Source organism: Caballeronia sp. INML1, assembly GCF_023631085.1.
In the GTDB taxonomy this organism is placed as follows: domain Bacteria; phylum Pseudomonadota; class Gammaproteobacteria; order Burkholderiales; family Burkholderiaceae; genus Caballeronia; species Caballeronia turbans.
On sequence record NZ_JALQDT010000001.1, the window covers coordinates 1 to 22,817 of the forward strand.

Genomic DNA, 22,817 nt, shown 5'->3' on the forward strand with positions numbered 1-22,817 from the left:
ACTCAGACGCCAGTGGCGCGTTTACGGCGAAAATCTACCGGCGCCTATATGCCGAAAGACTTGTGGCGCCTAAACGCCGAAAAGTCCCTGGCGCCTTTACGCCGAAAACGGTTTGGTTCCTTAACGGCGAAAGTTCACAATTAATGCCAGAGACGATCTAAGCGCCATAAAAGCGCAACACCCGATCTTGTACAACACTGTTTTGTACAGAACTGTTTTGCACAATGTAATATTTATATTTGCCCATATTCTTAAAGGTAAATCCTACAAAATGATAGGGTTATTCTCTCAGGCCGTCAAATCTTGATGCAAGATTGAGGTTCTCCGGATGCAATGTTGCTTTGCAATTTGAGGACAGCGAAGCCGGAACGCGGCACAACTATGCTTGCATTCAAACGGGCTTGCGCCATCGATTAGTCAAGCTCGATGCGGGCAGTTCTTCCTAACGGAGCTTAGTAGTCCTCTCGTCTTGAGGACTCTTGACGGTATCGTAGAGAACCCACTGGGGACGGTCAGATGAAGCAAGAGGTAAGCAGAAAAGCAGCAGCAGCCAAGGCTAGTAAGAATGGATCGGATCAGTTCAGATTCTTCTGTAAAACGTGTGGCAAGAAACGCATGCACTACGTCAGCGATACCAAATGTGTGCTCTGTACAAAGCAGCGAGACAAGAGAAGGACGAAGGAACGCCGCCAACACCCTGAGCTACGGAAGAAACACAGCGATGCTACGCGGAAATGGAACCGAGCCAACCCGGGGTCCAGCAGGGAGTCAACCGCGGCTCAAGACTGGCGAGAGGCAACGGGAGCGAAGCAGATGCACGCTTGGTATGAAAGAGAGCGGAAGGCCATGCAAGCGGTCTATGCCGGTCTGTTTGGCAGGGGAAAATACAAGCAGAATGGTGACCACTTGATAGCGAAGGTCGCCAAGAATGGGAACGATGAGCACGTAGCAAGTGGACTTCACACCTTCGCAAATCTTGGCCCCCTACCGGCAACGGTGAACCGAGGAAAAGGCAGCTACTTCAATCCCGATCATGAGCGAAGCCACAAGCCCGCTAATCGACACCCCGGTGGAGCTTGGGACCGTGAGCCAACCCCTTATGAAGTGGCGTACATGGAGCTTATGGAGAAGGAATACGGGGAGACCATCGAACAGAGCCTGAGGAACCTCGGAGGCTACCTGGACCGTCAAGCACGGGCCTATGAGAAACACGCCAGAGAGACGCATGATGTCGAAATCTTGGTCGATCCTTCTTGGTTTTAATGTCGTGTTGTACCTAAGTGGAAAGCTCTGAAAGCCCCTAGATACGAGGCTTTCGAAGGAGAAACTGACGAGAAGACCGTACAAGCTTTTATGACCATGCTGCAGAAGCTATCCGAGAAATAGACCGACGAAAGACAACGGTTTATGGCTTACTGTACGTTCCCCGCCCCCTTGCGACCTGAGCTCACTGTCAATCCTAGACCAGTTATAACACCTTTATTGATGACCATTTTCACCGGATACATTTTCCTATTAGCTCTAGTCTATCCTCGGTATATCCTTCGATGGCCTTCACCTTCTAGACACCCCTAACGGGGCTATCGTATTCCGCATCCGGCAATGGCCTCGCTTAAGAGATATCCACCTATAGGTCAATCTATTTTGTATATCCGGTAACAGTTTTCCTTATAGCAGCCCTCTTAACGAGTCCATGAAAACCATGATACCTAGGGTCTCCAAATACGTGGAATCCACGGGAAAAGTGGGGCGAACGACTTCAGGCAACCCACGACCCTTCACCAAAGTAACGTCACACCATGTCAAGCAACACGTTCAAGATTGCCCAATCGGTCTGTAGTGAAGCGACTAAGGCCACTGAAAGGCTTGTCGAAGCTGAAGCGTTGAACGGCGTCAACCTAGTGGCGAGAGTCTCAATCGTTCCTGCCAGCAACTTCCCTGACTGGCCGACCAAGCTTGCCGAAGCGCTATGTGAAAACCCGGAACTGGCTGCGCAGTCTAATGAAAGATTGGTCTCTGCGGTCGAGGCGCGTAGTGGCAGGACCGGCTTCAACCCAAAGCTTATTTCGAAGGATCTGACAAAGGCTCAACTTGCTTTCGTGTCTGGCATTCTTCGTCAGCACGGTTATTCCCCGGCGACACTCAAGAAAGGAACCGATATCAAGCGGATTGTCAAAGAGCAAATCCGAGGCGACACGCCTGCCGCGAACCAACCTACAGTCTTCTTCCCCGATGGAGTCTCAATTGACGGGAAGATTTACAAGTACCGTCAGCGCAACACTATTCCCACGGGTCTCCCATGGTATGACCTCTGCATCCGGATCGCAGGTAGCGAGGTTCCCCTTCAGATCGTGCTAAAGCTACGTGCTGTCAGCATTGGCGAGTTCCAATTGAAAGACAAGGCCGCGCAGGATTTCGCAAGTTCAGAGCAGACGGTGCGGAGGCAGGAGCTCGACAGGGAGCCGCAGGTTGCCCGCAGCTTGTCGGAACTTGCCAAAGCCGTTAGAGAGAATCAGCGAAAGGCAGTAGTACCGGGTGAGTACACCGGAAGTCAACTTGGGCAGCTAATTCGTTCGTGGTTCTACAACGTCACCGTAACGAAAGCTGGATACGTCTGCCTCGGAGACTTGTTGAAATCCATGGAGGACAATCCTGAGATCGTGGAAGCTTTGGAGGCGTTCATCAGCCAGCCTTATGGCGATGCCGCCAACGATAGAGAAGTGGAAGCAGCCTGACTGCCTTACAAAGACCGGGATGATCGTCGGTCGACAGGCCCATCTACGACAGTCCTCAAGGCGATCAACCACGCTACGCGGGTTTTACGTGCGTAACGCAAGTACCTCTAGACGAATTTCATTAGAAATCTTCGCAACCTGAAGTGAGAGATTACTATATTCTTGCGTAATCTGTTCTTGGCTCTTAGTCGACAAAAAAAATAACGTCTCTGCCGCTTTTTCGATAAGCACGGGCAACCGCGATTCAGCGGAAAGCTTGTTGCTATTTAGCCACCGTTCAATGGCCCCGCTAGATAGCCCATACAGCTCCTCATTCCATCGAGTACCGTTCACTATCTCTAATATTTCACGTTGAGCCGCAATGCGATTATTAAATTCAGTCATTTAAATACTCACATTAAAGGATTTCATCCAGTCACGAATATTATCAAGGGATTTCCGTGCGTCTTCAAGTTCGCACTCGTTTAATCTTTGACCATAACCGCGTGTGGACAAGATCCTCGCTTTCGCAAAAATCTCAAATTGTTCCCTTTCTAAGGGTGCAGCTGGACTGACCAGCATTGGCGAGTTTCGCGAAAAAATGGGTTTTCCAAGTAGGAACGAATAACATGTCGAAAAATTACGTATTGCTAGAAACATACAAGACAGGTGAAACGTCTGGCTGTTACGCGAGTAGACGAACGCATTGGCCGATTCATCGAACAAACGCTTAAATTTCGCACAATCCTGAAGCGCTTTTTGATATTCCGACGGCTCCCCGAGCTGTTTAAGAAAGTCGATGCCGTCGGATGAGAAAATCAAAGCGGACTCGTAATGCAAATGCCATGCAAAAGGGTTGCCTTCACGCCAGAGGGCTTCAAGACGATCGTAGGTATAGATCGAAAATTTCTGTGGGTCGATCACGGGTTGCCGTTCATCAGTGCAGGCAAGCAAATCAATGTCAGATCCACGGTCCATTTCCCCCCGACAGATCGATCCGAATGCGTAGAAATGCTTTCTCATCTTCGGCCGAATCTCTTAACTAACATTGCTGTCAACAATGCAATCGTTACAAAGCGACTTGCAACGATGCAGTCCAAGAATAGCGGCGAAAAGTTTCGTGGCGGGATTATGCCGAGAAACTCTCCAGGTGCGTTACATAATGCGGTGAGTATATCGTCTACATGCAGCAAGCTGCCATTACGAGCGGTATCGTAGACAGCGACGAGGACCAGAACGAGCATGATAGTGCGCAACAGGTTCCAAACGCTTTCACCGTTTCCCCAAATGAAATCGAGAATCCAAAAATCGGCCCATTTTACGAGCTGCGGGAACCGTTTCCAGCCGCCAAACTTTTTCTGATAATAACTTTCCTTTGAGGACCACGACTTGAGCAGGTATGTCGAGGTTGCCTGCAGCTCAAGCGATATCGCTTGATTGACTGCTTTGGCGTCGCCGACTTGCTGGTAATTCATCCTCAAAGATCGCGCAAATCGCATCCGGAGATTTTCTGCGCGAGGCGCTTCACTACGAAGGATGTCGTGGTCAATGTGGCAACGCTCAAACGTTGCATAGTCAAACTTGCAGCCGATGAACGCCGTTTGATGAAAGTTCGATCCGATAAATCGGCATCCAGTGAAGTCGCACGTGTCAAATACACAGGTGTTCAAGTAACATCCATCAAAGACGCAATGCTCGAATGAAACTCTTTTGAAAGCTATTTCCTTGGCATTTAATCTTACAAATACCTTATACCTGAAGCGCTTCGCTTCCTTTTCGACATTAGCCGCGAAGTAATGGTCGGTGATCACCTCCCGGTTACCTTTCTGCAAAACGTCTTTGGGCGCAGGAAGTTGCGGCACATGCGAGGGTAAGTGCTTGAGATCGCTTGACCCGCTTTCGGGAGTTGAACTCGGAATTTCCATTTTTTGGTTAGCGCCGCTGAACGTACCGATTCATCTATGATGAGCAAGCCATAAAGCAAGGCGTATCTGCGCTGCAGCTTGCAAGCCGTCAAGTCTATCATTCCAACGACGCTTCACGGGGACGGCCTGAAACAGCGCGGGCTGGTGGCTCGGGATTACTCAGAACATGGGCCCGAGGCAGCGCCCGGTGACCGCGCAAAACCGCGAAATTATGTGACAGTTATGCAAACGGCTTGCGGTCCTGCAACAAGCGGCGGTTTTATTTCCTCGGCAAGAAATCATGCGCCAGACGAAAAAACAGCACATTCGGCGGCGGGAGTTGTTAAGCCGATACGGACGCGTCACAAATTGGCATGCAAGCCTGCGGCAACATGCGGACAGGCCCCGGGGGCGGTCTCCGGTGCGAGAGAGCAGCGCAACCGTGCTGATCGAAGGGGAGTTCACAGAACCAGTCGGCGAGGTCACCCGATTCCTGATTCAGGTCTCGCCAACTGAGAAGCAGGAGCTGGGGAATGTCGAAGTACCCAACGTAGGCGTCTTCATATCGGTCAAACCCGAGTTTCAGGGGGTCATTGACATGACGGAGGACCGGTTCCATGAGTTGCTAACTCTAGCTGCATCGAGCCGCTTGGCTTGGTGCCATTTCGCATTCACGACCCCGCATCGGCGGTCCTCCTTCATCATCAGTATCGACTTCACCACGCAGCCGCCCGACGACGAGACCTAACGAGGCGCAACCTCGTCAAATCCGCCACCGGACGGCGAAAGGCGCAGTGACCGTGCAGAGTGTTCTTCTTGATTAGCCGAGCTTCATCGCCAATTCGCCAGCGTCGATTGACACATACCGTTGCAGCATGTTGGCCGTTGTGTGGCCTGATATGGCTCGAAGTTCCAGAACCGAGAGGCCCTGTTTTGCCAGCCTTGTAAGTGAATCGTGTCTCAGGTCGTGGAACGTGAAGTCGCTGATCCCGGCCCGGGCAACCGCTCGTTCATAAGCTTGCTTCAACGCTTCGATCGAAAGAGGAAAGACCGTTCCGTGAACGCTGCGCGGTAGCGATTCCAGCATCTTGACGCACGAAGGCGACAGAGGAATTCGTCTCGCTTGACCGGTTTTCGTCACATGCAACATCGCGGTTCGGTGCGACAAGTCCACATCTTTCCATCGCAGTGCGAGGATTTCTCCGCGTCGAGCAGCGGTTTCCAAGGCAAAGACCACGACCGGCTTGATCCATGGATTCCGGCATTGACTGCAGGCGGAAACAAGCGCGGTCCTTTCTGATGTGGTCAGCACACGGTCACGGGGTTTTCCGGCAGGTGGCTTTCTGATTAGGCTGACAGGGTTCTTGGAAATTGGGATGCCCCACTCGCGGATTGCCATCGTGAAAACGTGCCCAAGGAGTTGGAGTTCCCGCAATGCCGTTCCAGAGGAGACCTCTCTTAGGCGGGCATCTCGCCACGATGCGATCATTTGCGGGGTAATTGTCGCAATGGCGTGCTTTGCTAGGCCGTGTTTCTTGAGCGTTTCAATTCTGTAGATTTCGGCGCGGCTCCCTCGCTTGCTATTACTGACTTCCTTCGCATATCGGTCGAGGAGTTCTCCGAGGGTCGTCTGGCGCTCTCGAACAGTGGTATCGATCCACTCCCCGGCGTCGATGAGGCGTTCCTGCAGTCGTGCCCACTTTTCTGCGTCTTTCTTGAGCGTGAAAGTTTTTGATTGGGTCGGGTAGCCGGTGCGTTTCACGATCGCCTGCCAGCGGTCGTTGCGTTGACGAATGGTTGCCATCACTTCTCCAAGGGTGACAGCGGGGTGACAAACCAATGTGACAAACGGGGGCAACTTGCGCTAACCCCTTGATTCCATGCTTCGTTGGGGGGGTAGCTCAGCTGGGAGAGCGTCGCGTTCGCAATGCGAAGGTCGGGAGTTCGATCCTCCTCCTCTCCACCACGAATCCAAAGGGCTCGGCTTGAACGCCAAGCCCTTTTCCATTTGTTCCCCCACCCGCCTCCTTCCCCATTCGCGCTAGACTCAATCTCACATCGACTGTGCGAGGGCGACATGCACTTCAACATCCGCGGAATCGATCACGTCGTGATCCGCTGCGCCGATCTCGACAACATGGTGAATTTCTATCGCACCGTGCTGGGCTGTCCAGTGGAGAAAGAACAGCGCGATCTGGGCCTCGTGCAAATGCGCGCGGGCCGTTCGCTGATCGATCTACTGGCCGTCGGTGCGAAGATCGATCGGCCCGAGAGCGGCCAGCCCGGCAAAGGCCGCAACATGGATCATCTTTGCGTGCGCGTCGAGCCGTTCGATGCGGATGCGTTACGCGCGCATCTTGAAAAGCACGGCGCGCGCATCGGGGAAAACGCACGGCGCTATGGTGCCGAAGGTTTCGGCCCGTCTCTCTATCTGTTCGATCCCGAAGGCAACATGGTGGAGCTCAAAGGTCCGCCGGAAGCCTGAACGTCGACCTTCAGGCCGACCCCGCCTTGAGCACGTTCCAACGAATCGCAACCGGATCGACGGTCTCGCTGCTCAGCGTCACGTCCCCGTCCTGCACCATCAATTGCAAACGCATCGTCCGTTCGGCCAGCCTGCCGAGCGCTTCGGCGACGCCATCGGCGAGGGACCACACGGTCACGTTCTGTAGCCGCTCGACCTTACCCTTCACGCCGTTCCACCAGATGTCAGCGGTCTTGCCGGCATAAGCGATGACGATCACGCGCTCCGAGCGCCCGCTCGCTTTCGAAATGCGCCGTTCGTCGGGCTGGCCGACCTCGATCCAGGCTTGAATCTGGCCGGTGAGATCTTTCTGCCAGAGATCGGGTTCGTCGGTATCCGAGAGGCCTTTGCAGAATTCGAGTCGCTCGTCGGCGAACAGCCCGAAGGCGGCGACGCGAACCATCATTCGCTCGTCGGTCTCCGATGGATGGCGTGCAATAGTCAGGGAATGATCGCCGTAGTAGTGGCGGTCCATGTCGGCAACTTGAAGGTCGGCCTTGTAAATCGTGGATTTGAGAGCCATTCAGCATGAGGCGCCGGTTTTTTGGCCGGCGAAAAAGGAATATCGGAACGCTCCGTTGATGGGCGCGCGAAACCGATATTGTGCGGCGAATCGATGGAAATGTGGAAGGCAGCCGGAGACGCGCGCTCGAGAGCGCGGCGCAGAGCGATGCGCACGAATGCAGCGTCGAATTACGTCCAACGATTATTCGCGGGAAAATCGAAGCGCCGACGCGATTAGAAATCGCGCCGGACTGCAGGCACGGGAAACGCGAAAAACGCTTATTGATCGATGAACCGATCCGCGGTCCACATTCCTTGCGTGTCGCTATTGGCGGCGTTGACGAATTCGACGTCATGGCCCACCACGCGAATCACGCGAAAATGCGAATCGACCGGAGTCGAAATACATTCGAATCCCTCGAAAAATTGCTGCATTTTCTGATGCTCGCCGGCTCTCGCATGCTGGTCGGCCGAATCGAACTTGTCTTTGGACAAGCAGCCATACGAATTGGGACGGAACGTGAAGGTCTGCTGAGCCTGTATGACGCTGTCTTGAGCCTGCACTGCGGAAACGACTGCGAACAAACCCATCATCGCAAAAAGAGCACCGGCGCGTTTCTGCATGTATAGCCTCCTAACGAAGCCGTTTCGCAATTAGCTATGTATTTAAAAGCGGATAACCGCAAGACTCATGCTAGATGAGTCAGCCTAACTTGCAAGCATATGTTGTGTGCGGCTGCAACAAGTCAGAATGTCGCAGGTCTATACGGCGACGCGAGCAAATCGCGGATTAAAAAAAAATCGTCGAATTTACGCTTTCAGGAGAATGAAAGCCCACATTTGGAGTCGCGAAAGTGTCGCAATTTGCTTCCGCGCGTTTTTTGGTGCGGCGCATTAAACACGGGTGAGGTGTGCCCGACAGTTCACGATCGGCGTGGCGGGCGACGTCAAGCTGGCCGAACGGCCTCTTGCAAGCGATCCGCGTTCATGGATAAATCGACGCATCGAACTCAGGAGAACAAGGATGACCCTCGCCCAATGGCTGCCGTTCGCGATCGCGTCGGCGATTCTCGTCGCGATTCCCGGCCCGACCGTGCTGCTCGTCGTGTCCTACGCGCTCGGCCACGGCCGCAAGTACGCCTTTGCGACGACCCTCGGCGTCGCGCTCGGCGACCTTACCGCGATGACCGCGTCGATGCTCGGGCTCGGCGTGCTGCTGGCGGCATCGGCTGAATTGTTCATGGTGGTGAAGTGGATCGGCGCGGCGTATCTCGTCTACCTCGGCATCAAGTTGTGGAACGCGCCCGTCGTCGATGCGGACGCCGTCCAGCCCACCGGCGACCTGCGCACGAGCCGCATCATGGCGCACGCCTACGCTGTCACCACGCTGAATCCGAAGAGCATCATCTTTTTTGTCGCGTTCGTACCGCAATTCGTCGATCCGCATACGGCGAGTGTGTCCCAGATCGCGATTCTCGAAGCGACCTTCGTCGGCCTCGCGGCGGCCAACGCATTCGCGTACGCGCTGCTCGCGTCGGGAGCACGCAAGGCGATTCGCAAGGCTTCCGTGCAGCGCGCCGTGAACCGCACGGGCGGCGCGCTGCTGATGGGCGCGGGCGTTTTCGCGGCGGCGTGGAAGAAGGCAACGTGAGTCAGCCCGACGATTGGACCGCGAATGCGCGGCGCGTGTACTACGGCCTGCTCGACGACTGGAACAGGCAGGACGCGGTCGCGATGGCCGCGCGGTTTACCGAGCGCGGCAGCATGGTCGGCTTCGACGGCAGCGCTATTGATGGGCGTGCGAGCATCGAGGCGCATCTTCAGCCGATCTTCGCCCGGCATCCCACACCGCGCTTCGTCGCGAAAGTGCGCGAGGTGAGGCGCATGGCAAACGGTCAAACGCTGCTGTTGCGCGCCGTCGCCGGGATGTGGCCGCGCGGTGCCACGGAACTCGAACCGAGCCTGAGTGCGATTCAGACGATGGTGCTGTCGCTCACCGACGGTGTTTATCTGATCGAAATGTTCCAGAACACGCCGGCGGCGTTTCACGGACGGCCGGAGGAAGCCGAGAAACTTAACGCGGAACTTCGCGCACTCGGCAAACCCGCGGGCGCGTGAATTGCCTGTTGAAGAGAGAAGTCGGTTTGGGCCCCCGCTGGCTTTGGCGCATGTCGCTTCACGGTCCGCGCGGTCGTTCAGTTAGGCTCAGAAGCTTATTTCTTCATCAACGTATGCCGCGGCAGACTGATCGTGAATATGCATCCGACGCCCGGAATATCGCGCACGCTCAGAACACCGTCATTCAGCTCGACGCTCCGGCGTGCAATGGACAGTCCCAGCCCAAGCCCCGATTTATCCGCTCCGAACTGCGTAAACGGCAGAAACATCTGCTCTGCTTTGCCCGGCGGGAGACCGCCGCCATGATCCTTCACTTCGATAAGAATCTTGTCGGCGATGGCATATGCGTTCAGGGTGACTTCGGAATGTGGTCGCGTAAATTTGATCGCGTTTTGTATGAGATTGCCGAGCGCCGAATAAAGCAGGTCGCGATTGCCGCTGACAGCGAGCCGGGCATCGACTGGCGTTAAGACAAAGCCGCATCCGCGTAGTTGTGCGGCCAGATTTGCCGCGTGCTTCGTTTCGTTTATGAAGTCCGAAAGTGAAAACAGCGTCCACTTCGCGGCATCGCCAGAGGGTTTGCGAGCGTCTTCGATCGAATGCTCAATGAGTTTCCCCAAGCCCGCCAGACTGCGCTCCAGAACGGCGCCCGTAGCACCGAACAAAGGCAAGTTCCCGGCCTTCGCGGCGGCGAATGCGAGAGTCGCCGTGTGCAGGAAGTTGCGAAGCTCGTGCGCGAACGATCCCATGCGTTCGCCTTCTTCCAGTGCGTGCTGAGTGGCCATGTTGAAATCGCGTTGATAACTGAATTCAGTCACAGCGTCGGCGATCGCGTTGTCCAGGCAGCGGTTCAGCGTGCGGAATTCGTCGATCGAAAACGGGGCATCGCGTTCATGTGCCAGGTCCGTGATGGCCTGACACAGGTCTCCGTAATCATGGACGACCTGGTCGACCGTGTACCCCAGCCGTAGCAACTCGTGTCCGTGCCGGGCTGCGGCCTCGCCAATCTCCGATCGGCCGGAGTTGCCTCCCGACGAGCCTGACACGATGACGCTGTCTGCGGGGCGGTCCGTTTGCTCGATTCTCAACGTTTCTATCAGCTGTTCGAGGAACAGCGGAACGCCGTTTTCGAGTTGCAGCACGGAAGCGCCGCGCGCTGGCCGTTGCGCGACTTTGATCCTGCATCGCGATATCAGTTCGTCGCGATTATTGGCCAGAAATGTGTGAAGCATGGCGCCTCCTGCACGGTGGATGCCGGTAGCCGAACTACGAGATCTGGTGCGGCCCTTCGGTTCCAGAACTCGCCGTTCTTCACCGCGGAAAGCCAGACCGGTGCGCCCGCACGAAAATCGTGAGCCTCGATGGAGCAGTCAGTCAAGGTATTCGAGGACGTCGATTGTGTGGCGCGGCGTCGAGGGAGTGCGCTGCTTCATAGTAAAGAAAAAGCGAGAGCCTGACGAATCTGCATCGGAATACCTGCAAGGTCCAGAGCAAAAAAGAAGCCCATAATCGGCTTGGAACGCGCCTGGTTTTTCATGGGAAGGTCATAAGGCCAATCCCCGAAGCCTTCGCGGCGCAGCTGGAACGCCAGGTTGCGTCTGGCTCGTGTCTATCTCCTTCGGTGGCGGGACTTGCGTTCTCCGCGACCGTCCGGTCGACGACGCCTTCCGTGCTAGTCTCCGCTGCCAAATGGGAGGTTTTATGAAGCGGACGATCGAGTACCGAGGTTTTGAGATTCATGTCGAGCTCACTCCTTCTGCGCAGGACCTGTTTGACGTGATCGTCCAGATCAAAGGCGCCGAGAACATCGAGGTACTCGGGGCACGGGCGGATCGCGTAAGACTGCGTAACGGCCCTTTTACGGAGCGATGGGCGTATCTCGTCGGAGAAGTTGCAGGACAGGCTGCAATCGACGTCTTGTTGGGCCCTGCGGACTGAACTCGCGTTAGCTGTTCTGGGTGCTCAGCGCGCCGCGACACCGGCGTCGAGAACAGACAAAGGCGCCGCGCGCGATACGGCCGCGTTCGACGGTCCGCAACGCATCGTCAGGCGGTCGCTGAATGTGAGGGATAGTTTCAGACATCGTCGCCGTGCACGACAGCAGGGCTACTTGCCAATGCAGAAGCGGCTGAAGATCACACCCAACAAGTCGTCGGACGTGAACTCCCCCGTGATCGAGTTGAGATTGTCCTGCGCGAGCCGCAACTCTTCCGCGAACAGATCGAGCACCTGCGAGTGCTGGTCGGCATGTCCGGCGGCAAATCCGAGGTGATCGCGCGCCTCGCGCAGTGCGATCAAGTGACGCTCGCGCGCCAGATACACGCTTTCCGCGCCCGCCTGCCAGCCTGCGATTTTCAACAGTTCATCGCGCAGCAGCGAGATGCCGTCGCCGGTTTTCGCCGACAGGTTGACCTCGCGCGCGTGACCTTCACCCTCATGTGCCGCGGACGGCGCGCCCGCGAGATCCGTCTTGTTCAGCACTCGCACGACGGGCACGCCCGCCGGAAAGCGCGCCGCGATGGCCTGGTCTTCCGGCGTCAAGCCTTCGCGCGCATCCAGCAGATGCAGTACGACATCGGCGCGCTCGATCTCTCCCCAAGTGCGCTCGATGCCGATCCGCTCCACTTCGTCCTGCGTCTCGCGCAGTCCAGCCGTATCGATGATATGAAGCGGTATGCCTTCGACCTGAATCGTCTGCGCGACCTTGTCGCGCGTCGTCCCGGCGATAGGCGTGACGATCGCGAGTTCCGCGCCCGCGAGCGCGTTCAACAGCGACGACTTGCCCACGTTCGGCTGACCCGCGAGCACAACCGACAAGCCTTCGCGCAGAAGCGCGCCCTGCCGCGCGTCGGCGAGCACGGTGTCGAGCCGCTGCCGGATGCGTGCGAGTTTGCCGCGCGCATCGGCTGCTTCGAGAAAGTCGATCTCTTCTTCGGGAAAATCCAGCGTCGCCTCGACGAGCATGCGCAGATTGATCACGTCTTCGACGAGCGCATGGATTTCGCGCGAGAACGCGCCTTCCAGCGAGCGGCCGGCCGAGCGCGCGGCGGCTTCCGTACTGGCTTCGATCAGATCGGCGACGGCTTCTGCCTGGGCGAGATCGAGCTTGTCGTTGAGAAACGCGCGTCGCGTGAATTCGCCGGGCTCGGCGAGCCGCAGGCCGAATTCGCGGCCGGCTTCGAGCGCCCGTTGCAGCACCAGTTGCAGCACGATCGGGCCGCCGTGGCCTTGCAGTTCCAGTACGTGCTCGCCCGTGTAGGAATGCGGCGCGGGGAAATAGAGCGCGATGCCGCGATCGAGGGCTTCGCCGTTGCCGTCGATGAACGGCACATAGCTCGCGTGACGCGCCGCCAGCCCCTGACCGCATAAAGCGTGCATCGCCTTTTGCGCGGCAGCCTCGCCCGCACGACCGAACGACAGACGCACCACGCCGATTCCGCCCCGCCCGGGCGCGGTGGCGATTGCGACGATCGGATCGGTGTCGTTGCTCAGCATGTCGGTCGTGTCGTCGGATGGTTTCGAAGTGCGGGCATTGTATCGCGGGGTACGGATGGAGCCTCTCGCGCCCTCGCGCAGCAACACCGGGAGTGTTAGCCCTTTTGAGATAAAAAGTTACACTGAGGCTGAAACGGAAACTTTCACGCCGTCTGACGGATGAGGCATACGGAAGCTCACGTTGCGCCGGAAATTTGTTGCCACATAGCAGTCAACTCGCGTGCGTATTCAAGATAAAAGCACGCGGAGTCGCGCCAAATCTAGCCCGGATGGTTGACTGGTAAGCAGCGATTGCCTCGCACAATCCAGCCCATGCCTACACCACAAGAAAAGGCCGATTTTTCCGAGCGGCTCAAATTCTCGATGACCCGTGCACCCGAAAAGATGCGCGGCGCGACTGATCTCGCACTGCATTTCAATCTGCGCTATCAAGGCGAATCGGTTTCGCCACAGACGGCGCACAAGTGGCTCACCGGACGCTCGATTCCCACCGTCGACAAGCTGAAGACGCTCGCCGAATGGTTCAAGGTCGATCAGCACTGGCTGCATTACGGGCCGCCGCCGAGCGGCAATCCGCAAGCGACGCCGAAGCCGCTCGCGCGCGACGAGCGGTATCCCGCGTCCGAGGAGACGCTCGAATTGGCGACGAAGATCGAAGCGCTGTCGCCGCATCATCGATATTTGCTCGAAGAACTCATCGAGCAGTTTTATGGTTCGATGAAGGGGTAAATCCGGTCTCACAAAAGCAAAACGCCCGGCAAGCCGGGCGTTTCCACATCTGGAAGAGCAAAGCCGCCGCTTACGCCGGCTTTTGCTTGCTCTTGCCCATCATGCGCGTGATGTAGTACTGCTGCGCGATCGACAGCACGTTGTTCACCACGTAGTACAGCACGAGACCGGCCGGGAAGAAGAAGAACATGACCGAGAACGCGATCGGCATGAACATCATCATCTTCGCCTGAACGGGGTCGGGCGGCGTCGGGTTCAGCTTGGTCTGCACGAACATAGAGACGGCCATCAGCACCGGCAGGATGAAGTACGGGTCTTGCTGCGACAGATCGTGAATCCAGAGAACCCACGGCGCGCCGCGCATTTCCACCGACGACAGCAGCACCCAGTACAGCGAGATGAACACCGGAATCTGCACGACGACCGGCAGACAGCCGCCGAACGGATTCACCTTCTCGGTCTTGTAGAGCTCCATCAGCGCGGCGTTCATCTTCTGCGGGTCGCTCTTGAAGCGTTCGCGGAGCTGCTGCATGCGCGGCGTGATTTCCTTCATGCGCGCCATCGACTTGTAGCTCGCCGCCGACAGCGGGAAGAACACGGCCTTGATGAGCAGCGTAAGGAGCACGATCGCCCAGCCCCAGTTGCCCACGTAGCTGTGGATCTTCTCGAGCAGCCAGAAGAGCGGCTTGGCGATGATCGTCACCATGCCGTAGTCCTTCACGAGCTCCAGTCCCGGCGCGATGCCTTCGAGCATGCGTTCTTCTTCCGGACCGGCGAAGAGACGCGCATCGACGTTCACGGTCTGTCCCGGCGCGATCGTCTGCGCGGGCAGGGTCATGCCGACGCGATACAGTTCCGGATCGATCTTCTGCACGTAGATGTCGCGCTTCACGCCTTGCTGCGGAATCCACGCGGACGCGAAGTAATGCTGCACCATTGCGACCCAGCCGTTATCCGACGAAGGCTCGAACGTTGCCTTGTTCTTGTCGATGTCCGAGAAGTCGATTTTCTGGAAGTGCTTCTGTTCCGTATAGACCGCCGGCCCGATGAACGTATGCGAGAAACGCGGCGTCTCGACCGGCGTGTTGTCGCGCACGAGTTCCATGTAAAGCTTCGGCGAGACGGGCGCGGTGCCGACGTTCTCGATCTTCGTATCGACGTTGATCACATAGCTGCCGCGCGTGAACGTATAGGTCTTGATGACCTTCACGCCACCCTTCACCGGCGATTCGAACGCGATCTTCAGCGTCTTTTCGTCGCCCGTCAGCGACGTCTGGCCGGGCACCGGCGTGAAGATGTCGTTGTGGTTCGGGAAGTCGCCGCCCAGAAGGCCCGTGCGCGCAAGGTACGTGTGGTTCGCGGTGTGATCGAAGAGCGTGATGTAGAGGTCCGGCTGCTTGCCGTCGCCTTCCTTCATCAGCGCGAGCTTCGAGAGCGTGCCGCCGCGCGTGTCGATCTCACCGGAATACACGTCCGTTGTGAACTTGACGAGCTGGGCTTGCGCCGTGGCGGGGGGCGTCGCGGTGCCGGGGGCGGCCGCGCCCGCGGGCGCGTTCGGCAGCTCGGACGGCTGTGCGCCGGATGCGGCGGAGCCCGGTGCCGGGTTGCTGGCGGTCTTGGCGGGTTGCGTCGCGCTCGGGAAGAACATCGACGGGCGCCCATGGTCCCGTTGCCAGTTGTCGAACAGCAGGACAACTGACACGAAGAAGATGACCCATAGGACGGTGCGTTTGATATCCATGCGTTGTCTCAGTGTCGATCGGAAAGCGCTTCAGCGCCGTTTAGTGTTGAAAGCTTGTCTTGCCCCGAATCCGGGCGCGATTCGGACGCGTCGTCAGAGCCGACGTGTCCGCGGGGAGGCGGCACGAGATCGACGCCGCCCGCCGAAAAAGGATGGCAGCGGCACAGCCGTTTCACGGCGAGATACGTGCCATGCGCGGCGCCATGATACTGGATTGCCTCGCGCGCGTAGTCGGAACAGGAAGGATAAAAACGGCACCGGTTGCCGAGCAGCGGGCTCACAGCAACCTTGTAGAAGCGCAACAACGCGATGAGTGCCGTTTGCATAGTCTTCGCGCCGTACGCCGGACCCGCCGTAAAAGGCAAACGTCTGGCGCAACCGCGCTTCATGACCCTGACGGGCCGGATGATTCGTCGACGGCGGGCGCCTCGGGCGGCGCCGCCACGGTTTCGGCCCTGCGGCGCGCGGCTTCGCGCACGGCACGGTCGAACAATGCTTCAAGCTCGCTGCCGACGAGCGCCCTGAGCGGCGGCGAACTCGCGCTCGGCATCGCCTTGCGGTCGATCTTCGCGTGCAGCCGAACGAGGATATCGAATCCGTTCAGCTGTGCGCGCCGCAACCGGAACGTGTCGCGCGCAAGCCGTTTGATCAGATTGCGCGTGACGGCGCGCGGCGCCTGCTTCTTGCCGATCACGAGCCCGAGCCGCGCTTGCGTCCCGGACGGCTTGCCGTACAAAACGAAGTGCGGCGAACGCCGCCAGGGGCGCAAACGAAAAACGGATGAGAACTCATCCGTTTTCAGCAGCCTTGCGGCCTTGGGGAACGCGGCCTGCGCCGGCAACTGAACGATGTCCTGTTTCAAGACTTCTGTGCGGCGCGTGAGCGGCTCGCTGTCGAGTGCAAGATCCAACCGCGAGCGGGCATTCGGCAGACTTAGATGGCCAGGCGCTTGCGGCCCTTCGCGCGGCGAGCGTTGATGACCTTGCGGCCGCCAGCGGTCTTCATGCGAACGCGGAAGCCATGGGTGCGCTTGCGGCGCGTCACGGAAGGTTGGTAAGTACGTTTCATGGTGCTCTCACTTGAGTTGATTGACCGCGCGGGCTTGGCTCCAGTGTGGTCACTGCAAGCGCGATGGCCGGAGGTTCAGGAATTCTGTTTTCGCGGAACCCGCTATTTAAACCGTTTTCCTATTGACCGTCAATAGGTTAGCGCGAGCGAACGCGCATTCCGGCGGATTTGCGGCCTCGTCGACGCGCTGATTTGACCCTGTGGATAACTCGCGCGCCGCCCTCGTTTGGCGTTAGAATCTCGCCTTACTCCCAAATATCCGCCCGCTGCTTCGGCCCGCCGTCCGCCCGCAAACCCTTGCGGCGTAAGCCTCCGGAGCATCCCTGCTCGGCTGTGCCGGGACTTGTCCGAACGTTCGGCAAGCACGGCCCGCAGGTGCGGAGCAACCATAACGACCGCATTCGATGAACGATTTCTGGGAACACTGTTCCGCACTGCTTGCGCGAGAACTCACGCCGCAGCAGTACGTCACGTGGATCAAGCCGCTGACCCCGGTCGACTTCGATGCCGACGCAAACACCCTGCGCATCGCCGCTCCCAACCGCTTCAAGCTCGACTGGGTGAAAAGCCAGTTCTCGGGCCGCATCGCCGACGCGGCGCGCGACTTCTTCAGCGCACCCATCGATGTTCAGTTCGTACTCGATCCCAAAGCAACTGCGCGCAACGCGATCGGCGGCGGATTGAGCGCCGCGCCGCGCCCGACCGCGAGCGCACCCGCCGCGGCGCGCGCTCCGGCGCCGTCGGCGGCGGTGCCGCAAGCGCCTTCCGTGGTTGCGCACGCGAATGCCACAGCGCATATCAACGCGCTCGCCGCCGAAGCGGCGCAACAGGCGCAAGCCACGCAGGACGACCAGGCCGATCTCGATCTGCCGAGCCTCGACGCCAACGAAGCCGCCGCCGGCCGGCGCACGTGGCGCCCGGGCGGCGCGCCGTCGGCGGGCGGTGAAACCGATTCCGCCTACGAGCGTTCCAAACTGAACCCGGTGCTGACGTTCGACAACTTCGTCACCGGTAAGGCGAACCAGCTCGCGCGCGCGGCCGCCATTCAGGTCGCCGACAATCCGGGCATTTCGTATAACCCGCTCTTCCTGTATGGCGGCGTGGGTCTCGGCAAGACGCACCTGATTCACGCCATCGGCAATCAGTTGCTGATGGACAAGGCGGGCGCGCGCATTCGTTACATTCACGCGGAACAATACGTATCGGATGTCGTGAAGGCGTACCAGCGCAAGGCGTTCGACGACTTCAAACGCTATTACCATTCGCTCGATCTGCTGCTCATCGACGATATTCAGTTCTTCTCCGGCAAGTCGCGCACGCAGGAAGAGTTCTTCTACGCGTTCGAGGCGCTCGTCGCGAACAAGGCTCAGGTCATCATCACGAGCGATACCTATCCGAAGGAAATTTCCGGTATCGACGACCGCCTGATCTCGCGCTTCGACTCTGGCCTGACGGTCGCGATCGAGCCGCCCGAGCTGGAAATGCGCGTGGCCATTCTGATGAGGAAGGCGCAGTCCGAAGGCGTGAGCCTGTCGGAGGACGTCGCGTTTTTCGTCGCGAAGCATCTGCGCTCGAACGTTCGCGAGCTCGAAGGTGCGTTGCGCAAGATCCTCGCGTACTCGAAGTTTCACGGCCGCGACATCACGATCGAGCTGACCAAGGAAGCGCTCAAAGATTTGTTGACGGTGCAGAACCGGCAGATCTCGGTGGAGAACATTCAGAAGACGGTCGCCGACTTCTACAACATCAAGGTCGCCGACATGTACTCGAAAAAGCGGCCGGCCAACATTGCGCGCCCGCGCCAGATCGCGATGTATCTGGCGAAGGAGCTGACGCAGAAGAGCCTGCCCGAAATCGGCGAACTGTTCGGAGGACGCGATCACACGACCGTGCTGCACGCGGTGCGCAAGATCGCGGCCGAGCGCGGCACTGATGCGCAGTTGAACCACGAACTGCACGTGCTCGAACAGACGCTGAAGGGCTAAGGGGCCTGCGGGCGCGGCGCGGAGAACGCACGCGTCATTTATTGCGTTCGAGCGCCTGTTTTTTGATGAAAACGCCCCCATTTTTAGGGGGCGGTTCCGTTTTGAGGCACAATATAGGTTTAGCCGTCCGTGGCCTGGGCGGCTTTCGAGCGCAGTTTTCGCGAGTGACCGGCGGGGGGCCGGCAACGCGTGTTACGAGGTTGTCCGTTGGGCAAATCTGGTGGCGAAACCGGCGGACAGGCCGTCACATCAACGAAGGAACTCTATGCAACTGGTCAAGACCGAACGAGATAATCTTCTAAGGCCGCTGCAAACCGTGAGCGGCATCGTAGAACGCCGCCATACGTTGCCGATCCTCGCGAATTTGCTCATTACCAAGAACGGCGCAGATGTGTCGTTCCTCTCGACCGACCTCGAACTCCAGATCACGACCCACGCCGATTTCGGCGTCGGCAGCGACCAGGTCGCCACCACGGTCGCCGCGCGCAAGCTGCTCGACATTCTGCGCGCGATGCCTTCCGGCGAAGTGGTGCTCGATCTTTCCGACAAGCGCCTCACGGTGCGGTCCGGCAAAAGCCGCTTCGCGCTGCAGACGCTCGCCGCCGACGAATTTCCCACGGTCAACCAGGCTACTGACTTCGGCGCGAGCCTTTCGGTTCCGCAAAAGACATTCCGCCAGTTGCTCGGCATGGTCTATTTCGCGATGGCCCAGCAGGACATCCGCTACTACCTGAACGGCATGCTGCTCGTGGTGGACGGCGACCAGCTGATGGCGGTCGCGACCGACGGCCACCGTCTCGCGTTCTCGTCGATGAAGATCGAAGGCTCGTTCGCGCGCCAGGAAGTGATCATCCCGCGCAAGACGATTCTCGAGCTCCAGCGTCTGCTCGAAGACATCGACGATTCCTTGAAGATCGACATCGCCGCGACGCAGGTGAAGTTCAGCTTCGGCCAGGTGGAGCTCGTGTCGAAGCTGGTCGAGGGCAAATTCCCCGACTTCCAGCGCGTGATCCCGAAGTCTCACAAGAACACGTTCGAAATCGGCCGTGAAGAGTTGCAGCGTTCGTTGCAGCGCGCGGCGATTCTGACTTCCGACAAGTTCAAGGGCGTGCGTTGCCTGGTCGAGCCGGGCCAGCTCAAGATCATGTCGACCAACGCCGACCAGGAAGAGGCGCAGGAAGAACTGGAGATCGCTTATCAGGGCGATACCGTCGATATCGGATTCAACGTCACGTATCTGCTCGATGTGCTCGCGAATCTGAAGATCGACACGCTCAAAGTGAGCCTCGGCGATGCCAATTCCAGTGCGCTCATCACGATTCCCGAGAACGAGGAATTCAAGTACGTGGTGATGCCGATGCGCATCTGACGCGCGCAATACCGGGAACACTCCAAGGGGCGGCGCGCCCCTTTGGCGTTTTTAAGGTGTTTTGAAAAGTTCGAGCAGTAACCCAGGCAGTGACGCAGAACCGGAAAATTCCATGACTGAAAACACAAACCCGCAGCCCGACAACAAGCCCGACAATAGCTATGGCGCTTCGTCCATTCAGATCCTCGAAGGTCTGGAGGCGGTGCGCAAGCGGCCGGGCATGTACATCGGCGATACGTCGGATGGCACCGGTTTGCATCACCTCGTTTTCGAAGTGCTGGACAACTCCATCGACGAAGCGCTCGCTGGCTATTGCGACGACATTCACGTCGTCATTCACGCGGACAACTCGATTTCCGTGACCGACAACGGCCGCGGCGTGCCGACCGGCCTGAAGCGCGACGACAAGCACGATCCGAAGCGCAGTGCCGCCGAAATCGTGATGACCGAGCTGCACGCGGGCGGCAAGTTCGACCAGAACAGCTACAAGGTGTCGGGCGGCCTGCACGGCGTGGGCGTGTCGTGCGTGAACGCGCTGTCGGAATGGCTGCGCCTCACGGTGCGCCGCGACGGCAAGAAGCACTTCATGGAATTCGCGCGCGGCGTCGTGCAGAACCGCGAGATCGTCGAAGAGGACGGCGTGCAGTATTCGCCTATGCCCGTCGTCGGCGATACGGAAAATCGCGGCACCGAAGTGCACTTTCTCGCAGATGCGACCATCTTCGGCAATGTCGAATTTCACTACGACATTCTCGCGAAGCGCATGCGCGAGCTCTCGTTCCTGAACAACGGCGTGCGTATCCGCCTGACGGATCAGCGCACCGGCAAGGAAGACGACTTCGCGTTCGCGGGCGGCGTGAAGGGCTTCGTCGAGTACATCAACAAGGCGAAGCAGGTGCTGCATCCGACCGTCTTCCACGCGGTTGGCGAACGCGAGAACGTGACCGTCGAAGTGGCGATGCAGTGGAACGACAGCTTCAACGAGAGCGTGCTGTGCTTCACGAACAACATTCCGCAGCGCGACGGCGGCACGCATTTGACCGGACTGCGCGCGGCGATGACGCGTGTCATCAACAAGTACATCATCGATAACGAGATCGCGAAGAAGGCGAAGGTCGAAACGACCGGCGACGATATGCGCGAGGGTCTGTCGTGCGTGCTGTCGGTGAAGGTGCCGGAGCCGAAGTTCAGCTCGCAGACGAAGGACAAGCTGGTGTCGTCGGAAGTGCGCGCGCCGGTCGAGGAAGTCGTGGCGAAGGCGCTCGAAGACTATCTGCAGGAGACGCCGAGCGACGCGAAGATCATCACGGGCAAGATCGTCGATGCGGCGCGCGCTCGCGATGCGGCGCGCAAGGCGCGCGAGATGACGCGCCGAAAGGGCGTGCTCGACGGCATCGGCTTGCCGGGCAAGCTCGCCGATTGTCAGGAGAAGGATCCGGCGAAGTCGGAGATTTATATCGTCGAGGGCGACTCGGCGGGCGGATCGGCGAAGCAAGGGCGGGATCGCAAGTTCCAGGCGATCTTGCCGTTGCGCGGGAAGGTGCTGAACGTCGAGAAGGCACGCTTCGACAAGCTGATTTCGTCCGAGCAGATCGTCACGCTGGTGACGGCGCTCGGGTGCGGTATCGGCAAGGATGATTACAACCTCGACAAGCTGCGCTATCACCGCATCATCATCATGACCGACGCGGACGTCGACGGCGCGCACATCCGCACGCTGCTGCTGACGTTCTTTTATCGGCAGATGCCGGAGATCGTCGAGCGCGGATATATCTATATCGCGCAGCCGCCGCTCTACAAGATCAAGGCGGGGAAGGACGAGCGCTATATGAAGGACGCGCACGAACTCAATCAGCATATGTTGAAGCTGGCGCTTCAAGGGTCGGAACTTGTCCCGAGCGAGGGCGCTGATCCCATTTCCGGCGATGCGCTGGGCGAACTCGCGCGTGCGTATCTGCTCGCGCAGGCTGTGGTCGATCGCTTGAGCCGCATCTACGACGCGGCGGCGCTCGAAGCGGTGATGGATGGCGTCGTCATCGATCTTTCATCGCAGGAAGCGGCTGATGCGTCGGCGAAGCGTCTGGAAGAACGGCTGCGTGCCGATCCATTGAAGCCTGAAGTGACCGTTCAAGCGGCTTACGATCAAGTGCGCGAGTTGCGCTCGCTGCATGTCAAGCGGCGCCATCACGGCAATGTCAAGGTGACGGTGCTCGATGAAGACCTTCAGTTGACGGCGGACTACAAGCAGCTCGTCTCGACGGCCGATACGTTCAAGGGGTTGATCGGCGAAGGCGCATTGATCAAGCGCGGCGAACGGTCGATGGCCGTCACCGATTTCAAGACCGCGATGAAGTGGCTGATCGCCGATGCGGAACGCAATGTCAGCAAGCAGCGATATAAGGGGCTGGGCGAGATGAATCCCGAACAGCTCTGGGAAACGACGATGGATCCGAACGTGCGGCGTCTGTTGCGCGTGCAGATCGAAGACGCGATTGCTGCGGATGGCATTTTCACGACGCTCATGGGCGATGATGTCGAACCGCGGAGAGCGTTTATTGAAAGTAATGCGTTGCGGGCGGGGAATATCGACGTTTGATTCAAAAGCGCAGCAATGTCCTGAACCGTAATCGCCGCATTTCGAACCGGCGATTACGGCGCGTCGAGAA

The 22,817-nt window shown here is 58.4% G+C and carries 23 protein-coding genes and 1 tRNA gene; 12 read left to right on the top strand and 12 right to left on the bottom strand.

Going from position 1 to position 22,817, the window contains the following annotated elements; all coding sequences use genetic code 11:
* Positions 1–846: 846 nt before the first annotated feature.
* Both NCR38_RS00005 and NCR38_RS00010 read left to right on the top strand, forming a co-directional pair.
* A complete protein-coding gene (locus NCR38_RS00005) occupies positions 847–1,263 on the top strand; it encodes a hypothetical protein (RefSeq protein ID WP_250476113.1) in 417 nt (138 codons plus the stop codon).
* A 536-nt stretch (positions 1,264–1,799) separates the two neighbouring features.
* Complete coding sequence (locus NCR38_RS00010) at positions 1,800–2,735, top strand: hypothetical protein (protein ID WP_250476114.1); 936 nt, start codon at positions 1,800–1,802, stop codon at positions 2,733–2,735.
* A gap of 84 nt (positions 2,736–2,819) precedes the next feature.
* Here the strand turns inward: NCR38_RS00010 and NCR38_RS00015 are convergent, their stop codons facing one another.
* From NCR38_RS00015 to NCR38_RS00025, 3 genes are read right to left on the bottom strand one after another with little or no spacing between them, the layout of a single operon-like run.
* Positions 2,820–3,119, bottom strand: coding sequence for a hypothetical protein (locus NCR38_RS00015; RefSeq protein ID WP_250476115.1), 300 nt, complete (start codon positions 3,117–3,119; stop codon positions 2,820–2,822).
* Positions 3,120–3,737 carry a nucleotidyltransferase domain-containing protein gene (locus NCR38_RS00020; RefSeq protein ID WP_250476116.1) on the bottom strand — a complete coding sequence of 206 codons (618 nt, stop codon included), beginning with the start codon at positions 3,735–3,737 and terminating at the stop codon, positions 3,120–3,122.
* Positions 3,734–4,639 (bottom strand): pentapeptide repeat-containing protein, encoded by a 906-nt coding sequence (locus tag NCR38_RS00025; protein ID WP_250476117.1) that lies wholly within the window; start codon positions 4,637–4,639, stop codon positions 3,734–3,736. The genes NCR38_RS00020 and NCR38_RS00025 overlap by 4 nt, the downstream gene beginning before the upstream one ends.
* Positions 4,640–5,060: 421 nt before the next feature.
* Between NCR38_RS00025 and NCR38_RS00030 the strand changes: the two genes are divergently transcribed.
* Positions 5,061–5,366 (top strand): hypothetical protein, encoded by a 306-nt coding sequence (locus NCR38_RS00030; RefSeq protein WP_250476118.1) that lies wholly within the window; start codon positions 5,061–5,063, stop codon positions 5,364–5,366.
* 72 nt (positions 5,367–5,438) lie between these two features.
* Here the strand turns inward: NCR38_RS00030 and NCR38_RS00035 are convergent, their stop codons facing one another.
* Positions 5,439–6,422, bottom strand: coding sequence for a site-specific integrase (locus NCR38_RS00035; RefSeq protein WP_250476119.1), 984 nt, complete (start codon positions 6,420–6,422; stop codon positions 5,439–5,441).
* Positions 6,423–6,508: 86 nt separating this feature from the next.
* Here NCR38_RS00035 and NCR38_RS00040 point away from each other — a divergent pair.
* Together NCR38_RS00040 and NCR38_RS00045 are read left to right on the top strand one after the other, a co-directional pair.
* A tRNA-Ala gene (locus tag NCR38_RS00040) sits at positions 6,509–6,584 on the top strand.
* Positions 6,585–6,695: 111 nt separating this feature from the next.
* A complete protein-coding gene (locus NCR38_RS00045) occupies positions 6,696–7,103 on the top strand; it encodes a VOC family protein (protein WP_061116694.1) in 408 nt (135 codons plus the stop codon).
* Positions 7,104–7,113: 10 nt separating this feature from the next.
* Here the strand turns inward: NCR38_RS00045 and NCR38_RS00050 are convergent, their stop codons facing one another.
* Together NCR38_RS00050 and sap1 are read right to left on the bottom strand one after the other, a co-directional pair.
* Positions 7,114–7,665, bottom strand: a complete 552-nt coding sequence (locus NCR38_RS00050; protein ID WP_061116695.1) for a YaeQ family protein — start codon at positions 7,663–7,665, stop codon at positions 7,114–7,116.
* Between the two features lie 260 nt (positions 7,666–7,925).
* Complete coding sequence (gene sap1 / locus NCR38_RS00055) at positions 7,926–8,270, bottom strand: surface attachment protein Sap1 (protein ID WP_061116696.1); 345 nt, start codon at positions 8,268–8,270, stop codon at positions 7,926–7,928.
* 400 nt (positions 8,271–8,670) lie between these two features.
* Here sap1 and NCR38_RS00060 point away from each other — a divergent pair, with 400 nt between their 5' ends.
* Positions 8,671–9,297 carry a LysE family translocator gene (locus NCR38_RS00060; RefSeq protein WP_061116697.1) on the top strand — a complete coding sequence of 209 codons (627 nt, stop codon included), beginning with the start codon at positions 8,671–8,673 and terminating at the stop codon, positions 9,295–9,297.
* A complete protein-coding gene (locus NCR38_RS00065) occupies positions 9,294–9,764 on the top strand; it encodes an SgcJ/EcaC family oxidoreductase (protein WP_061116923.1) in 471 nt (156 codons plus the stop codon). The genes NCR38_RS00060 and NCR38_RS00065 overlap by 4 nt, the downstream gene beginning before the upstream one ends.
* 95 nt (positions 9,765–9,859) lie before the next feature.
* Here NCR38_RS00065 and NCR38_RS00070 read toward each other — a convergent pair whose 3' ends face one another.
* Positions 9,860–10,996 carry a sensor histidine kinase KdpD gene (locus NCR38_RS00070; RefSeq protein ID WP_250476120.1) on the bottom strand — a complete coding sequence of 379 codons (1,137 nt, stop codon included), beginning with the start codon at positions 10,994–10,996 and terminating at the stop codon, positions 9,860–9,862.
* Between the two features lie 469 nt (positions 10,997–11,465).
* On the opposite strand from NCR38_RS00070, the gene NCR38_RS00075 reads away from it, so the two are divergent.
* A complete protein-coding gene (locus NCR38_RS00075; RefSeq protein ID WP_061116924.1) occupies positions 11,466–11,702 on the top strand; it encodes a hypothetical protein in 237 nt (78 codons plus the stop codon).
* Positions 11,703–11,870: 168 nt separating this feature from the next.
* Here NCR38_RS00075 and mnmE read toward each other — a convergent pair whose 3' ends face one another.
* Entirely contained in the window at positions 11,871–13,259 is a 1,389-nt protein-coding gene (gene mnmE, locus NCR38_RS00080; protein WP_061116699.1) for a tRNA uridine-5-carboxymethylaminomethyl(34) synthesis GTPase MnmE, read from the bottom strand.
* Positions 13,260–13,571: 312 nt separating this feature from the next.
* On the opposite strand from mnmE, the gene NCR38_RS00085 reads away from it, so the two are divergent.
* Positions 13,572–13,988, top strand: a complete 417-nt coding sequence (locus NCR38_RS00085) for a transcriptional regulator (protein WP_061116700.1) — start codon at positions 13,572–13,574, stop codon at positions 13,986–13,988.
* 70 nt (positions 13,989–14,058) lie between these two features.
* Here the strand turns inward: NCR38_RS00085 and yidC are convergent, their stop codons facing one another.
* The 4 genes from yidC to rpmH form a co-directional block, all read right to left on the bottom strand.
* The gene (gene yidC, locus NCR38_RS00090; RefSeq protein WP_061116701.1) at positions 14,059–15,729 is read right to left on the bottom strand and encodes a membrane protein insertase YidC; all 1,671 of its coding nucleotides are present in this window, start codon (positions 15,727–15,729) and stop codon (positions 14,059–14,061) included.
* Between the two features lie 8 nt (positions 15,730–15,737).
* Positions 15,738–16,055, bottom strand: coding sequence for a membrane protein insertion efficiency factor YidD (yidD, locus tag NCR38_RS00095; RefSeq protein WP_061116925.1), 318 nt, complete (start codon positions 16,053–16,055; stop codon positions 15,738–15,740).
* A 59-nt stretch (positions 16,056–16,114) separates the two neighbouring features.
* On the bottom strand, positions 16,115–16,591 hold the full coding sequence (rnpA, locus tag NCR38_RS00100) for a ribonuclease P protein component (RefSeq protein ID WP_061116926.1): 477 nt from the start codon (positions 16,589–16,591) through the stop codon (positions 16,115–16,117).
* A gap of 71 nt (positions 16,592–16,662) precedes the next feature.
* Complete coding sequence (gene rpmH, locus NCR38_RS00105) at positions 16,663–16,797, bottom strand: 50S ribosomal protein L34 (RefSeq protein WP_004198824.1); 135 nt, start codon at positions 16,795–16,797, stop codon at positions 16,663–16,665.
* 404 nt (positions 16,798–17,201) lie between these two features.
* Here rpmH and dnaA point away from each other — a divergent pair, with 404 nt between their 5' ends.
* The 3 genes from dnaA (at position 17,202) to gyrB (ending at position 22,747) form a co-directional block, all read left to right on the top strand.
* Positions 17,202–18,782 carry a chromosomal replication initiator protein DnaA gene (gene dnaA, locus NCR38_RS00110; protein WP_250476121.1) on the top strand — a complete coding sequence of 527 codons (1,581 nt, stop codon included), beginning with the start codon at positions 17,202–17,204 and terminating at the stop codon, positions 18,780–18,782.
* A gap of 265 nt (positions 18,783–19,047) precedes the next feature.
* Positions 19,048–20,151 carry a DNA polymerase III subunit beta gene (dnaN, locus tag NCR38_RS00115; RefSeq protein WP_061116703.1) on the top strand — a complete coding sequence of 368 codons (1,104 nt, stop codon included), beginning with the start codon at positions 19,048–19,050 and terminating at the stop codon, positions 20,149–20,151.
* Between the two features lie 112 nt (positions 20,152–20,263).
* Positions 20,264–22,747: a DNA topoisomerase (ATP-hydrolyzing) subunit B gene (gene gyrB, locus NCR38_RS00120; RefSeq protein ID WP_061116704.1), complete on the top strand. Its 2,484-nt coding sequence runs from the start codon at positions 20,264–20,266 to the stop codon at positions 22,745–22,747.
* Positions 22,748–22,817: the final 70 nt, after the last annotated feature.

Coding starts and splice junctions, on each gene's coding strand:
- NCR38_RS00005 (WP_250476113.1), top strand. CDS start 847: ATGCAAGCGGTCTATGCCGGTCTGTTTGGCAGGGGAAAATACAAGCAG.
- NCR38_RS00010 (WP_250476114.1), top strand. CDS start 1,800: ATGTCAAGCAACACGTTCAAGATTGCCCAATCGGTCTGTAGTGAAGCG.
- NCR38_RS00015 (WP_250476115.1), bottom strand. CDS start 3,119: ATGACTGAATTTAATAATCGCATTGCGGCTCAACGTGAAATATTAGAG.
- NCR38_RS00020 (WP_250476116.1), bottom strand. CDS start 3,737: ATGAGAAAGCATTTCTACGCATTCGGATCGATCTGTCGGGGGGAAATG.
- NCR38_RS00025 (WP_250476117.1), bottom strand. CDS start 4,639: ATGGAAATTCCGAGTTCAACTCCCGAAAGCGGGTCAAGCGATCTCAAG.
- NCR38_RS00035 (WP_250476119.1), bottom strand. CDS start 6,422: ATGGCAACCATTCGTCAACGCAACGACCGCTGGCAGGCGATCGTGAAA.
- NCR38_RS00045 (WP_061116694.1), top strand. CDS start 6,696: ATGCACTTCAACATCCGCGGAATCGATCACGTCGTGATCCGCTGCGCC.
- NCR38_RS00050 (WP_061116695.1), bottom strand. CDS start 7,665: ATGGCTCTCAAATCCACGATTTACAAGGCCGACCTTCAAGTTGCCGAC.
- sap1 (WP_061116696.1), bottom strand. CDS start 8,270: ATGCAGAAACGCGCCGGTGCTCTTTTTGCGATGATGGGTTTGTTCGCA.
- NCR38_RS00060 (WP_061116697.1), top strand. CDS start 8,671: ATGACCCTCGCCCAATGGCTGCCGTTCGCGATCGCGTCGGCGATTCTC.
- NCR38_RS00070 (WP_250476120.1), bottom strand. CDS start 10,996: ATGCTTCACACATTTCTGGCCAATAATCGCGACGAACTGATATCGCGA.
- NCR38_RS00075 (WP_061116924.1), top strand. CDS start 11,466: ATGAAGCGGACGATCGAGTACCGAGGTTTTGAGATTCATGTCGAGCTC.
- mnmE (WP_061116699.1), bottom strand. CDS start 13,259: ATGCTGAGCAACGACACCGATCCGATCGTCGCAATCGCCACCGCGCCC.
- NCR38_RS00085 (WP_061116700.1), top strand. CDS start 13,572: ATGCCTACACCACAAGAAAAGGCCGATTTTTCCGAGCGGCTCAAATTC.
- yidC (WP_061116701.1), bottom strand. CDS start 15,729: ATGGATATCAAACGCACCGTCCTATGGGTCATCTTCTTCGTGTCAGTT.
- yidD (WP_061116925.1), bottom strand. CDS start 16,055: ATGCAAACGGCACTCATCGCGTTGTTGCGCTTCTACAAGGTTGCTGTG.
- rpmH (WP_004198824.1), bottom strand. CDS start 16,797: ATGAAACGTACTTACCAACCTTCCGTGACGCGCCGCAAGCGCACCCAT.
- dnaA (WP_250476121.1), top strand. CDS start 17,202: ATGAACGATTTCTGGGAACACTGTTCCGCACTGCTTGCGCGAGAACTC.
- dnaN (WP_061116703.1), top strand. CDS start 19,048: ATGCAACTGGTCAAGACCGAACGAGATAATCTTCTAAGGCCGCTGCAA.
- gyrB (WP_061116704.1), top strand. CDS start 20,264: ATGACTGAAAACACAAACCCGCAGCCCGACAACAAGCCCGACAATAGC.